The organism is Oceanimonas doudoroffii (genome assembly GCF_002242685.1).
Lineage (GTDB): Bacteria > Pseudomonadota > Gammaproteobacteria > Enterobacterales > Aeromonadaceae > Oceanimonas > Oceanimonas doudoroffii.
The window spans coordinates 1-13558 of the sequence record NZ_NBIM01000005.1; the positions used below are offsets into that span (position 1 = coordinate 1).

Annotated in this window: 12 protein-coding genes; 3 read left to right on the forward strand and 9 right to left on the reverse strand. The window is 60.7% G+C overall.

All coding sequences use genetic code 11. From position 1 onward, the window contains the following. The coding region (locus tag B6S08_RS18490) for a hypothetical protein (protein WP_211284221.1) at positions 1-190 on the forward strand (190 nt) is incomplete at its 5' end. A gap of 233 nt (positions 191-423) precedes the next feature. Here B6S08_RS18490 and clpB read toward each other — a convergent pair. From clpB to rluD, 3 genes are all read right to left on the reverse strand, one after another. Continuing rightward, complete coding sequence (gene clpB, locus B6S08_RS13340) at positions 424-2997, reverse strand: ATP-dependent chaperone ClpB (protein WP_094201311.1); 2574 nt, start codon at positions 2995-2997, stop codon at positions 424-426. 105 nt (positions 2998-3102) lie between these two features. Further along, positions 3103-3828 carry a purine nucleoside phosphorylase YfiH gene (gene yfiH / locus B6S08_RS13345; RefSeq protein ID WP_094201312.1) on the reverse strand — a complete coding sequence of 242 codons (726 nt, stop codon included), beginning with the start codon at positions 3826-3828 and terminating at the stop codon, positions 3103-3105. Beyond that, complete coding sequence (gene rluD / locus B6S08_RS13350) at positions 3819-4799, reverse strand: 23S rRNA pseudouridine(1911/1915/1917) synthase RluD (protein WP_094201313.1); 981 nt, start codon at positions 4797-4799, stop codon at positions 3819-3821. Before rluD ends, yfiH begins: the two co-directional genes overlap by 10 nt. 102 nt (positions 4800-4901) lie before the next feature. Here rluD and B6S08_RS13355 point away from each other — a divergent pair, with 102 nt between their 5' ends. Beyond that, positions 4902-5648: an outer membrane protein assembly factor BamD gene (locus B6S08_RS13355; protein WP_094201314.1), complete on the forward strand. Its 747-nt coding sequence runs from the start codon at positions 4902-4904 to the stop codon at positions 5646-5648. 57 nt (positions 5649-5705) lie between these two features. On the opposite strand, the gene B6S08_RS13360 is transcribed toward B6S08_RS13355, so the two are convergent. Genes B6S08_RS13360 through B6S08_RS13375 form a run of 4 tightly spaced genes read right to left on the reverse strand, consistent with a single transcriptional unit; the run spans position 5706 to position 11874 of the window. Beyond that, positions 5706-6449, reverse strand: a complete 744-nt coding sequence (locus B6S08_RS13360) for an ABC transporter substrate-binding protein (protein ID WP_094201315.1) — start codon at positions 6447-6449, stop codon at positions 5706-5708. Further along, positions 6446-8047 (reverse strand): glutamate--cysteine ligase, encoded by a 1602-nt coding sequence (gene gshA / locus B6S08_RS13365; protein WP_094201316.1) that lies wholly within the window; start codon positions 8045-8047, stop codon positions 6446-6448. The genes B6S08_RS13360 and gshA overlap by 4 nt, the downstream gene beginning before the upstream one ends. Before the next feature lie 58 nt (positions 8048-8105). After that, positions 8106-10910 (reverse strand): M16 family metallopeptidase, encoded by a 2805-nt coding sequence (locus B6S08_RS13370; protein ID WP_094201317.1) that lies wholly within the window; start codon positions 10908-10910, stop codon positions 8106-8108. A 31-nt stretch (positions 10911-10941) separates the two neighbouring features. Beyond that, positions 10942-11874, reverse strand: coding sequence for an NADP-dependent oxidoreductase (locus tag B6S08_RS13375; protein ID WP_094201318.1), 933 nt, complete (start codon positions 11872-11874; stop codon positions 10942-10944). A gap of 139 nt (positions 11875-12013) precedes the next feature. Here B6S08_RS13375 and B6S08_RS18430 point away from each other — a divergent pair, with 139 nt between their 5' ends. After that, a complete protein-coding gene (locus B6S08_RS18430) occupies positions 12014-12181 on the forward strand; it encodes a hypothetical protein (RefSeq protein WP_165661949.1) in 168 nt (55 codons plus the stop codon). Between the two features lie 75 nt (positions 12182-12256). Here B6S08_RS18430 and B6S08_RS13380 read toward each other — a convergent pair whose 3' ends face one another. Then, positions 12257-12994: a ferredoxin--NADP reductase gene (locus B6S08_RS13380; protein ID WP_094201319.1), complete on the reverse strand. Its 738-nt coding sequence runs from the start codon at positions 12992-12994 to the stop codon at positions 12257-12259. Positions 12995-13089: 95 nt separating this feature from the next. Further along, complete coding sequence (rplI, locus tag B6S08_RS13385) at positions 13090-13539, reverse strand: 50S ribosomal protein L9 (RefSeq protein WP_094201320.1); 450 nt, start codon at positions 13537-13539, stop codon at positions 13090-13092. Positions 13540-13558 lie beyond the last annotated feature (19 nt).

Genomic DNA, 13558 nt, shown 5'->3' on the forward strand with positions numbered 1-13558 from the left:
AACATCCTGCGAGTGCCCACACAGTTTGCTTGATAAATTGTTAAAGAGCGTTGACCCTTCAGCGGGTCAGGGCTGCGTATTCTACGCAATCCTTGGTGTTCGTCAAGCGTTGAATCAAACTTTGTTTCGTGTTGTTTCAACCCTTGTGACCGTCGGCGTGTTCCGCCGTGTCAGTGAGGGCGCATTATAGGGAGCCGCCGATTTTGCGCAAGGGCTTTTTTAAATAAAAACTACCATTCGACCAAAAAACAAACCATGCGTGCTTTTTTGCTCAATTTTCACCCTACCACCATATGTGACTGGCGAGAAAATCGTCGAAACATTGACAACACAAGGCCGCAAGCCCTCCACACTCATTCGGTACAATGAAAGTAAGGGAGCAGTTCAAGCCTGCTCCCTTACTTACCTAGTTGTGGCTTTCGGTTACTGATTCAACACCAGACCGTTGTCGTCGGCGTCCAGCGCCAGTGGCTTGCCGGGCACTACGCGGCCGGAAAGCATGGCCTGGGCCAGGGGGTCTTCCACCTTTTGTTGTATCGCCCGCTTGAGCGGCCGGGCGCCAAACAGTGGATCGAAACCGGCCGAGGCCAGTTTGTCCAGCAGGGCATCGGTGATGGACACCTGATAATCCATGCTCTCGAGCCGGCCTATTAACCCTTGCAACTGAATGCGGGCAATGTCCTTGATCTGTTCTCGGGCCAGGGGGTGGAACACCACGATTTCGTCAATCCGGTTGATGAACTCGGGCCGGAACTGATGCCCCAGCACGTCCATCAGCATAGACTTCATCTCGTCATACTCCCGGGAGGCGCTATGCTCCTGGATCAGGTCCGAGCCGATATTGGAGGTCATGATCACCACGGTATTACGAAAATCCACGGTGCGCCCCTGGCCATCGGTCAGGCGACCGTCATCCAGCACTTGCAACAGAATGTTGAATACATCCGGATGTGCCTTTTCTACCTCATCAAGCAGGATCACCGAGTAAGGCTTGCGCCGCACCGCCTCGGTCAGATAACCGCCTTCTTCGTAGCCCACATAGCCGGGAGGCGCGCCCACCAGCCGGGATACCGCGTGTTTCTCCATAAACTCCGACATGTCGATGCGCACCATGGCATCGCGGCTGTCAAACAGAAAGTCGGCCAGGGCCTTGCACAGCTCGGTTTTACCCACCCCGGTGGGCCCCATAAACAAAAAGGAGCCGACCGGACGATTGGGATCCGACAGGCCCGCCCGGCTGCGACGAATGGCGTTGGCCACCGCATCCACCGCCTCATTCTGGCCGATCACCTGCTCATGCAGGCTGTCTTCCATCCGCAGCAGCTTTTCCTTTTCCCCTTCCAGCATCTTGGCCACGGGAATGCCGGTCCAGCGCGACAACACCTCGGCAATCTCTTCATCGGTGACCCGGTTTTTCAGCAAATGCTGCTCCTGCATCTCGGCCTGGGCGGCCAAATCCAGTTGTTTTTCCAGCTCGGGAATACGGCCGTACTGCAGTTCGGACATACGCGCCAGATCACTGGCCCGCCGCGCCACTTCCAGCTCCTGGCGCACCTGCTCCAGCTCCGCCTTGATATGCTGAGTGCCGGCCAGTGCCGCCTTTTCGGAGGTCCACACCTCTTCCAGCTCGGCATACTCCTTTTCTTTTTCATCCAGCTCGTCACGAATAAGCTGCAGGCGCTTGCGGCTGCCTTCATCATCTTCCTTGAGCAGGGCCTGCTCTTCCAGCTTGAGTTGAATGATACGCCGGTCCAGTCGGTCGAGTGGCTCGGGCTTGGAGTCGATTTGCAGGCGAATGCTGGAGGCGGCTTCGTCAATCAGGTCAATGGCCTTGTCGGGCAGCTGGCGGTCGGCAATGTAACGATGGGACAGGGTCGCCGCCGCGACGATGGCCGGATCGGTGATCTGCACATGGTGGTGCAACTCGTATCGCTCCTTCAGGCCCCGCAGAATAGCAATGGTGTCTTCCACCGTAGGCTCGTCGATCAGCACCTTCTGAAAACGCCGTTCCAGGGCCGCGTCCTTTTCCACATACTGGCGATACTCATCCAGGGTGGTGGCGCCCACACAGTGCAGTTCCCCCCGGGCCAGGGCCGGCTTGAGCATGTTGCCCGCATCCATGGCGCCGTCGGCCTTGCCCGCTCCCACCATGGTGTGCAGCTCGTCGATAAAGAGGATCACCCTGCCCTCTTCCTTGGCGAGCTCGTTGAGCAGCGCCTTGAGTCGCTCTTCAAATTCGCCGCGATACTTGGCGCCGGCGATAAGGGCGCCCATGTCCAGTGACAGCACGCGCTTGTTCTTGAGCCCTTCCGGCACTTCGCCGTTGATAATGCGTTGCGCCAGCCCTTCGGCAATGGCGGTTTTACCCACACCGGGCTCACCGATAAGCACGGGGTTGTTCTTGGTACGCCGTTGCAACACCTGAATGGTACGGCGTATTTCATCGTCCCGGCCGATCACCGGATCCAGTTTGCCCTGTTCGGCCCGTTCGGTGAGATCGATGGTGTATTTTTCCAGCGCCTGGCGGTTTTCCTCGGCGTTGGGATCGTTCACCTTCTGGCCGCCACGAATGTCGTCAATGGCCTGGGTGAGCTTGTCCTTGGCCAACCCGACCCGCTTGAGCAGCTCGCCCAGCTCCCCCTTGTCGTCGAGAGAAGCCAGCAAAAACAACTCGGAAGAGATATAGGCGTCCTTGCGCTGCTGGGCCAGCTTGTCACACTGGTTGAGCAGCCGACCCAGTACCGGCGACACCTGCACGTCCATGTCGCCGCCGCTGACCTTGGGCAGGCGGTCGAGGGACTTGTCAAGCTCCACCCGCAGGGCATTGCCGTCAACGCCGGCAGACGTCAGAAGGGGTCGTATGGTACCGCCTTCCTGATTAATCATGGCCAGCAGCAAATGGGCCGGCTCAATGTAGGCATGATCCCGCCCCAGCGCCGTCGACTGGGCATCCTGCAGGGCGAGCTGGAATTTACTGGTAAGACGATCAAGACGCATCAGCTTTCTCCTTGAAACGCCCGCCAGGCGGGCATGCAGGCTTTAATACTGATACTAAGAATGGGGGCGAGTGGCCGGTTTTCAACCGGCCTTTATCGGCTTTTGCTAATCCAGCCAGATCAGTGACGCCATGCGGCCGGTCTGGCCATCGCGGCGATAGGAGAAAAACCGCTGAGTGTCGGAAACGGTGCAAAGCTCACCGCCATAGATGTGATGCACTCCCGCCGCCGCCAGTCGCAGTCGGGCCAGGTGGTAGATGTCGGCCAGCCACTTGTCACCCTGAGGCACAAAGGCGTCGGCCGCCAGCTCGGAGTGAGTGACAAAAGCCTCGCGCACTTCTTCACCAACCTCAAAGGCCGCCGGTCCGATGGCCGGCCCCAACCAGGCCAGCACCGACTCGGAATCCACTCCCATTTCCTGCAGGGTGGCTTCCAGCACGCCGGCGGCCAGGCCGCGCCAGCCGGCATGGGCCGCCCCCACGACGGTGCCTTGCTGATCGCAGAACAGCACCGGCAGGCAGTCGGCGGTCATGACAGTGCATACCTGTCCCGGAACGCGGCTGACCGCCGCATCGGCGGTCAGGTTGCCGTTATCCGCCGGCAGCGAGAGCACGCGAACGCCATGCACCTGCTCCAGCCATACCGGCTCGGACGGCAGATTAAGGCAGGCCGCCAGCCGCTCCCGGTTAGCACGCACCGAAGCGATATGATCGCCCACGTGCGAACCCAGGTTCAGGCTGTGCCAGGGCGCCTGGCTGACGCCGCCGGTGCGGGTACTCTGAGCGGCACAGACATTGGCCGGGGCCGGCCAGTCGGGCAGGATCAGATCCATACCAGATCGTCCGGATGGGCCTCGGTGTCGGCGCGCAGCACGTCCACCAGCTTGACCATGTCATCGGGAATGGGCGCATGCCATTCCATCATCTCGCCGCTGATGGGGTGCTCCAGCCGCAACATCACCGCATGCAGGGCCTGACGCTTGAAACCACGGAGAAACTCCAGCAGCTCGGGCTCGGCGGCCCGGGGCGGCTTGAGCCGGCCACCGTAGACGGGATCACCCACCAGCGGGTGCTTGAGATGGGCCATGTGTACCCGAATCTGATGCGTACGGCCGGTTTCCAGCCGCAGCCGCAGCCGAGTGTGGGCACGGAACTTTTCCATCACCCGGTAATGGGTCACCGCCGGCTTGCCGCTCGGCACCACCGCCATCTGAATACGCTGGGTGGGGTGACGGCCGATATTGGCGTCCACGGTGCCGCCGGCGGTCATGTGACCAATGGCCACCGCCTCGTATTCCCGAGTAATGTGCCGCGCCTGCAGGGCGCTGACCAGGTGAGTCTGGGCCGGCACCGTCTTGGCCACCACCATCAGGCCTGTGGTGTCTTTATCGAGCCGATGCACTATGCCGGCACGGGGCACCTCGACGATGTCCGGGCAGTGGTGCAACAGGGCGTTGAGCAAAGTGCCGTCCGGGGTACCGGCGCCGGGGTGCACCACCAGGCCGGCAGGCTTGTTGATGACCAGAATGTCGTCGTCTTCATAGACGATGTTCAGCTCAATGGCCTGGGGCTCGAACCGCACCTCGTCTTCCAGCTCGGCGTTCACCACCACCTGCTGGCCGGGCAGCACTTTTTCCCGCGGCTTGCTCACCACGGTGCCGTCCAGCCGTACCTGTTCCTGCTGAATCCAGGTTTTGATGCGGGAACGGGAATAATCGGGGAACATTTCCGCCAACGCCTGGTCCAGACGTTGACCGTATTGATGATCGGCGACCACGCCGTTCAGTTCGATATGCTGGCTCATGAAGACCACTGGTTACCAAAAAACATTTAATTGGTTATTCTAGCGGTTCTTGACGCTGAGCTTAATCAGTTTCCGAATTTTGCAATCACAATGGACTTTTCAATGGCGAAACAACGAAGCCTCTGGCTCACCCTGACACTGACCCTGGCGCTGGCCGCCACCGGCTGCTCCAGCACCAAAAAAGATGAAGTTCCGGATGAAGCGCCGGAAGTACTGTATCAGGATGCCCAGGCACGACTGCAGGCCGGAAACTTCATTCGCGCCGCCGAGCTGCTGGAGGCCATGGATGCGCGCTATCCGTTCGGCCCCTACTCCAACCAGGTGCAACTCGATCTTATCTATGCCTACTACAAGCAGGATGATGCGGTGCGGGCGCTGGCCAATATCGACCGCTTTATTCGCCTGAACCCCAACCATCCGAGCATCGACTATGCCCGCTACATGCGCGGCCTCACCAATATGTCGGCGGACTACAACTTCTTTCAGAACCTGTTCAACGTCGACCGGGCCGACCGGGATCCCGGCTATGCCCGTCAGGCCTTTGCCGATTTTCGCCAGCTGCTGCGCCAGCACCCCGACAGCGTGTATGCCGCCGACACCAAGGCGCGCATGATTAGCCTGAAAAACCGCCTGGCCCGCCACGATCTGGCCGTGGCCGAATATTACGTCAAGCGCAAGGCCTGGCTGGCCGCCGCCAACCGCGCCAAGTTCGTGGTGGAGTCTTATCCCGACACCGAGCAGCTGAAGCCAGCCCTGCAGATCATGCAACAAGCCTATGATGAGCTCGGCCTCACCGGCATGGCCAGCAACGCCCGGGCCGTGCTCAAGGCCAACTATCCGGCCGGCTGAGCCATCTCGGGCAAACAATAAAAAACCCGCATTAGCGGGTTTTTTATTGTCTCGGCGTCAGTCCGGCAGCGACTCCAGAAAGCGCAGGCTGCGAATGCCATACCAGCACAGGGGTTCGCCGTCGACCAGCACCGCGTCCAGTTGCAGCTCTTGCCTTACCCTGGTCAGCTTGCCGGCATAGGGATAGGGCTCGCTGGCACACAGCAGCACCGGCTGGTGGTGCGCCAGCCAGTCCTGTGTTACTTCCGGATAACGCTCACCTGGGGTAAGCAGTGGATAGCCCAGATGGGCGAACAGGGAGTGAATAAAGGTGTCTCGCCCTACCGTCATCCAGGGCTTGCGCCAGATAAGATAAACCCAGGGGCGCTCGCTGCCGAGCACCGCGGGTTCGCTGGCCCCGGCGTCGGGCAGCAACGGCAGATCCTCATTGGCACAGGCCAAAGTACGCGCCAGCACGTGGCGATAACGCTCGGCCATGTGCCACAGGGCTTTACAATCCAGGGCCTGCGCCAGCTGCTCCAGTGCCGCCGGCATGGCCTGCACCGAGGTCACGTCCGTAGCCACCCAGGGGTAAGGGCAGCTGTCGGCCATGGCCCGAGTATTTTCTTCCCGGTCGAACACCACCAGATCCGGCCCCAGTGCCGCTACCTTTTCCCAGTTCACATCCTTGGTGCCGCCCACCACGGGGATATCGCTTACCCTGTCTGCAGGGTGCACGCAGTAACGGGTACGCCCCACCACCCTAACCCCGGCTTCAAGCAGGGTTTCGGTCCAGGACGGCACCAGGCACACCACCCTCATGCCGCGCCGTTTTCCGGCTGTCCGAAATAGGCGGCAAGAAAGTCGTCAAAGCTGACCGCATCGGCACTTTCGATCTTGCGCTGACGGGCCTGAGAGCGGGCACCCTCTTCATCAAAGTAATTGTCATCCCAGTAGCGAGGGGAAATCTGACCGAAGTGCTCGCGGTAACGACGGGAAAGGTCGAGCCCAAAGGGCAGAATATCGATGCCATTCTGTTTCAGCTCGCGCAGCACCCTGGCCGACAGGGTCAGTTCCGGATCGCGCATGGCCGCCAGTTGCTGCTGGTGCGCCTTGCGATAACAACCCCGGCCACAGCAGGCATCCAGCAATTCCGCCACCTCGGCCAGCTCGGCAAAATAACGCTCACCCAGTTCGGCGATAGGCAGCGCCTCACCACCGAATGCTTCCATCATCAGCCCGGGTTTGCGCCCTTCCAGCACCACCCGGTTGAAGTTGCGCCGGTTAAGGGCGATTTCTTCCTCACCCAGGGGCGCCGACGGCGTGAGCAGGCACCACAGCAAAAAGGTATCGAGAAAGCGGATCTGGCCCGACTCAATGCCCACCGGCGAGAAGGGGTTGACGTCCACCGAACGCACCTCGATGTATTCTACCCCCCTGGCGTCCAACGCCTCGGACGGCTTCTCGCCGCTCTCGGCGGTGCGCTTGGGACGAATGGGCGCATAAAGCTCATTTTCAATCTGCAGCACGTTGTCGTTGAGCTGGCGGTACTCGCCATTCACCTTGACGCCGATACGGGAAAACTCGGGGGCATGGGTGCCAATGGCCCGGCGCAGGCTGGCCACGTACTGATCCAGGCCATCCAGGGAAATATTGAGCCCCGCCTGGGCATTGTTGGTGTACCCCAGGTCCGACATGCGCAGCGAAGTGGCATAAGGCAGGTAGAGGGTTCCCTTGCCCAGCCGTTCAAAGGGCAGCTTGTGCTCGCGTCCCTGCAGGAAGGAGCCACACAGGGCAGGCGAGGCTCCAAACAGGTAGGGGATCAGCCAGCCAAAACGGTAAAAGTTGCGTACCAGTCCCAGGTAGGCATCGGACACGAAGTCCTGCAGGTAACGGCCGTTGCCTTCCAGTTCGTGCCACTCCACCCAGAAACTATCGGGCATGGAGAAGTTGAAGTGCACACCGGAAATCACCTGCATGCTGCTGCCGTAACGGTGATGCAGACCCTGGCGATACAGGGTTTTCATACGACCCACGTTGGAGCTGCCGTATTGCGCCAGGGGAATATGGGCATCGGGTTTCAGCAGGCAGGGCATGCTCAGGGGCCAGAGCTGCTCGCCGCCCAAGTGACGCATGGTGTAACGGTGAATGTCACTGAGCTGGGCCAGCAAGGTTTCTACCGAATCCGATACCGGCGTAATGAACTCCATCAGGGACTCGGAAAAGTCGGTGGTGATATGGGCGTGGGTCAAGGCCGAGCCCAGCACATGCGGATGGGGCGTATGTGCCAGCTGACCCTCGGGGGTAATGCGCAGGCTTTCACGCTCAATGCCGCGTCGAATGCCCTTGATGGCCGGCAGTTTGTCGGAACGCTGAAACGCCCGCAGGCGATGCTGCAGGCAGGCTGTTGTTTTGGTCATTGTCATTCGCTCGTTAGCACGGCACCACCTGAGTGGTGCCGTGGGAGGCCGGGCCCCGTCATTTAATAGTCAAATCGTGCACTGGAAGATTGAGTTGTGCCAGCGATTTTTCAAGTTTTGCCTTGTCGCCGGCCACCACCACCACCATTTTATCGGGGTCCAGCCAGCGCCGAGCCTGCTCGGTCAGGGCGTCGGCATCCACCTCGGCCACAATGTGTTGCTGTTGCGACAGATAGTCGGGAGAGAGCTCCAGCATTGCCAGATTGAGCAGGAAACCGGCCTTTTTACCCAGGGTTTCATAGCTCAGGGCGTCCTGCTGGGAATAGCTGCTCTTGAGGTAGGCCAGCTCCGCCGGCGTGGGGCCTTCGGCGGCAAACCGGTTCATCTCCAGCAGAATTTCCCCAATGGCGCCGGCGGTGGCATCGCCACGCACGTCCCCGGCCACCACAAACACCCCCGCCTCACGGTTGCCGCTGAAGTAGGAATAGGCGCCGTAGGTGTAGCCCTTGTCCTCCCGCAGGTTCTGGTTGATGCGACTGTTAAAGTTGCCCCCCAGGTTGTAGTTCATCAGCTGGCCGTAAAAATAGGGACCGGTGGCGTCTACCGGCAGGGCGCGCCGGCCGATACGCAGCACCGACTGCACCGAACCCGGCATGTCGATCACATAGATGCCCGGTTCGGCGGGCTGCTCGGGTACATTCACCGCGGGCAGTGTGGCGGCATCTCCCTGCCACCGAGTGAGGAAGGCAAAGTCCTGCTTCGCCTGCTCGGGGGTGAGATCCCCGGCGATCATCACATGGCCGTTTTTGGGGTTGTAATAACGCTGATAAAACGCCTTCACCTGCGCCAGGGTGAAGTCCTTTACATGTTCGGGCAGGCCGTCGTCGGGCTGGCCCAGGCGGCTGTTGCCATACATCAGCTGATTAAAGCCCTGGCGGGCCAGCCAGGACGGCTGGTTGCGGCTCTGAGCCATGGACTCCAGCAGTCGTGCCTTAACCTTGTCCAGATCCTCCTGGCGCAAGCCAGGCTGAAACAGCAGTTCTTCCACCAGCGCCAGGGTCTGAGGCAGGGTTTCGGTCAGGCTGGTCACCTCAATCAGGTTGGTATAGAAGCCGTTGCGCACGCTGATACTGGCCCCCAGCCGCTCCAGCGCCTCGCTGAAGTCACCGTTGCTGAGCCGCTCGGTGCCCTGATTCATCATAGCGGCGGTGAGCGCAGCCAGACCGGCTTCGCCCTCACCCTCGGCGCGCTGGCCACCGGGCAGAGCCAGGATCACCGACACCGCCGGAATTTCATCATTGACCGTACCCAGCAGCCGAATATTGTCGCCCAGCGTCTCCCGCCACAGCGGCGGCGCCGAAATGGCCACCGGCTTGCCAGCCTTTGGCATCTGGCTGCGGTCAAAGTTGTCCTGCACGGTGCGCAGGGGCAGTTCGTCGATATGCTGCCACTCGGGCAGGTTGCGCTCTGGCGTCACATAGTCGGGTGCCGCCGCCTGCCATTCGGTTTTGCCCTTGGGCACCACACTCAGCACCGCATGGGGCTTGTTTTGCAGATAACGCTCATAGGCGGCGCCGACTTCATCGGGGCTGGTCTTCTCCAGCTGGCGCCAGGCATTGATGGCATACAGGGGGTCTTCCTGCAGCACCTGGCCCAGTGACAGCTGCCGAGCCTTGCCTTGTGCACTGTCGAGACCAAGGATCAGGTCGGCGCGCAACTCGGTCACCGCCTTGGACACGTCGTCGGCCTGAATGCCACGCTCCACCACACCGTTGATAATGCGCTCCACGTCTTCCTTGAGCGGGGTCAGATCACCGTTCCGGGACGGGTTGGCATAGGCCCACACACTGAAGGTACAGGCCAGTTCGGAACAATAGTGTCCGGCACCGGCGCTGACCGCCTTGCCGGTTTCTACCAGTTCCTGGTAGAGCAGCGAGCTCTTGCCGCCCCCCAGCACATTGGCAAGCACGTCCAGGGCGGCTTCGTCCTGATGCCCCAGCCAGACGGTGGGGTAGGACAGATACAACATGGGCATGCGAATGCGCGGATCTTCCAGGGTCTGGTGGCGATTGCGCTCAAGCTTGGCCGGCGCCGGCTCGGCCCGTTCAACCTCGGGGCCCGCGGGAATGGGGGCAAAATATTTATCCACCCATTGCAGGGTCTGCTCGGTGTCAAAGTCACCGGAGATCACCAGGGTGGCATTGTTGGGACCGTACCAGCGCAGAAAGAAAGCCTTGAGATCGTTCACATCGACCCGATCGAGATCTTCCAGATAGCCGATGGTGGGCCAGCTGTAGGGATGATCCCGCGGGTAGAGTAGTTCGTCCATACGCTCTCCCACCAGGCCATAGGGCTGGTTGTCGATACGCTGGGCCCGTTCGTTCTTCACGGTGTCACGCTGAATCTCGAACTTGCGCTGGCTTACCGCCTCCAGCAGAAAGCCCATGCGGTCGGCTTCCAGCCAGAGCACCTTTTCCAGGTGGTTGGCGGGCACGGTTTCAAAGTAATTGGTCCTGTCCTGATTGGTGGTGCCATTCATGGTACCGCCGGCCTCGTTGATCAGGCGAAAGTGCTCCTGATCCCCCACATGCTTTGATCCCTGGAACATCATGTGTTCAAAGAAGTGGGCGAAGCCGGTCTGATCCGGCTCTTCCCGGGCCGAGCCCACGTGGTAGGTCACCTCCACGTGCACCAGGGGATCTGAGTGATCGGGGTTAAGCAGCACCGTCAGCCCGTTGTCGAGCCGGTATTTCTCGTAGGGAATAACCAGCTCGTCCTGGCCTGATTCAACCTTTTCCACCAGGGTGGGCGCCGCCTGGGTGGCCAAGGGGCACAACAACAGCAACAAGGACCAATACTTCATGCAGTTTCCTTAAATCAGCAACAACGACCGATCAGCCTCGCAGCAACAGCTTGCCCCGAGTATGACCGGCTTCAATCTGGCGGTGCGCCTCGGCGCCGTCGGCCAGGTCAAACACTTGACTCACTTCCACCCGCAACCGGCCTTCGGCAACCGCCTTGGCCAGCATGGCCAGCTGCTCCGAATCGCTTTCCTTGAGCATGCCGGTGGCATTCAGGCCACGCGCTTTGGCGGCAGCAATCACCTTATCGGCGGTAATGGTGGGCACGGTCACCACACGGCCACTGGGCTTCACCTGAGACACAAGTGACTCGCCGGAAGTACCCCCCACCAGATCCAGCAGCAGATCCACCGGCTCGATGGCCGCGACTGCCGCCTCATCGTGATAGTCCACGACCTCATCGGCGCCCAGCCCCTTGACGAAGTCATGGTTGCCGGAAGATGCCAGCGCCACCACTGTGGCTCCCAGTCCCCTGGCCAGCTGCACCGCCAGGTGTCCCACCCCACCGGCGGCGGCCGAGATCAGTATCCGCTCCCCCGCCTGCAGGGCACCGTGCCTGGTCAACCCTTGCCAGGCGGTGGTGCCGGCCAGGGCCAGGCCGGCGGCCATGTCGTCGGGCACCTCGTCGGGCAGAGGCATCATTTCATCGCAATTCACTACCAGCTCCTCGCTGTAGGCGCCCCCCCGAACCAACCCAAAGGCCCGATCCCCCGGCAGGAAACGGCACACTTCGGAGCCCACTTCCAGCACTTCACCCATCACCTCGAACCCTGGCGACCAGGGCAGGCTGTCCTTGATGGCCTGGGCGCCCCAGCCCAAGCCGGCCCGGGTTTTGGCATCGATGGGGTTCACCCCGGCATAGAGCATTTTCAGGCGCAGCTGATTGGCAGCCAGCGGCGGATGCTCGGCCTCGACCAATGTCAGTTGCTCGGGACCGCCAAAAGCGGAAATCACCAGTTGTTTCATGTTGGGCTCCTTTTCCATGTGAGGCTTGTTGAGGCAGCACATTACCACGGTCTGACGCTGGTCAGAAAGCCGGTTGGCGTGATGCCGCGCCCTTGCTACAGTGCAATGAAGCATAGACGACAACCCCTGAGGGATTGCCATGACCCGATTGTTTCTGCTGCCGTTGATCCCGGCCCTGCTGTGGTTTTTATTTCTGCAATATCACCGCATTCCCATCAAGAAAGGTGCCAGGGGGTTTTACTGGATCATGGGGCTGGGCTGGGGGCTGGCCGGCTTGCTCAGCCTGATGATGGTGCTCACCCGCTAATCTTGTAAGGAGTAAGGTGCCAGGAGTGAGGAGCTTTTTATCCCCTCCCACCTTACTTCTCACCCCTCACGATGTTTACCAGTAGTTCTCCATCAGGATCTGACCGGGTTTGCGGCGCAGGTGTTTCTGCAGGCCCTTGTTTTTCAGCTCGGTAATGGTGTCCCGCACCATTTGCGGGTTGCCGCAAAGCATCACTCGGCTGTGTTCGGGCGAAAAGCCCAGGCCGGCGGCTTGCTCCAGGCTGCCATCGGCAATGGCATGGGTAATGCGCCCGGCCCGCGCGCCGTCGGCGTCTTCACGAGATACGAAAGGAAGATATTGAAACCGGGTCCGCCCCTCGGTGAGCTCGGCAATGCGGCGGCGGTAGCCCAGCTCATCGGCAAAGCGCACGCCGTGCACCAGCACGATATTTTCGAATTGCTGCCAGCAACGGCCGTCGGCCAGGATGGACACAAAAGGCCCCACTCCGGTGCCGGTGGCCATCAGCCACAGATCCCGCCCGGCCGGCACTTCGTCCAGGGTCAGAAAGCCGGCGGCGGTGCGCTGCACCAACAGCTCGTCGCCTACCTTGAGGCCGGCCAGATGGGGAGTAAGTTGCCCTTTGGGAATGGTGATCAGATAAAACTCGGGGTCCTGCCCGGGAGCGTTTACATAGGAATAGGCCCGGGCCACCTTTTTATCTTCGGTGTGCAGAGCCAGCTTGGTGAACTGACCGGCGGTGAAGGGGGCCACCTCGGCGTCCACAACCAGTGAAAACAGATTGTCGGACCAGGTTTTACGGGCCTTCACCCGTCCGGTGATCCAGTCTGCCATAGTGCGCCCTCCTGCAGTGTTTATTCCACTTTAGCCGGAACGCGGGCAATAAAAAACCCGCGACCTGCGCGGGTTTTTTCAAGCGACCATCGGGCTTAGGCAGCAACTACCTGCAGCTTGACGGTGGCCTTGACGTCGGCGTGCAGCTGCACACCCACTTCGTACTCGCCTACGTTGCGCAGTACGCCGTCGTACAGGCGAACTTCGCTCTTGGCAACTTCAACACCGGCAGCGGTGATGGCGTCGGCCACGTCGCGGGCACCGATGGAGCCAAACAGCTTGCCTTCGTCACCGGACTTGGACTCGATAACAACGGCTTCCAGGGCAGACAGCTGGTCGGCGCGAGCCTGGGCAGCAGCCAGCTGGTCGGCCAGCTTGGCTTCCAGCTCGGCGCGGCGGGCTTCAAAAGCCGCTACGTTGTCTTTGGTGGCCAGTACTGCTTTGCCCTGGGGCAGCAGGTAGTTACGAGCGTAACCGGACTTGACGGTAACCTGGTCACCCAGGCCGCCCAGCTTGGCGATTTTATCCAGCAGAATTACTTGCATGATTACCTTTCCTCTTTAC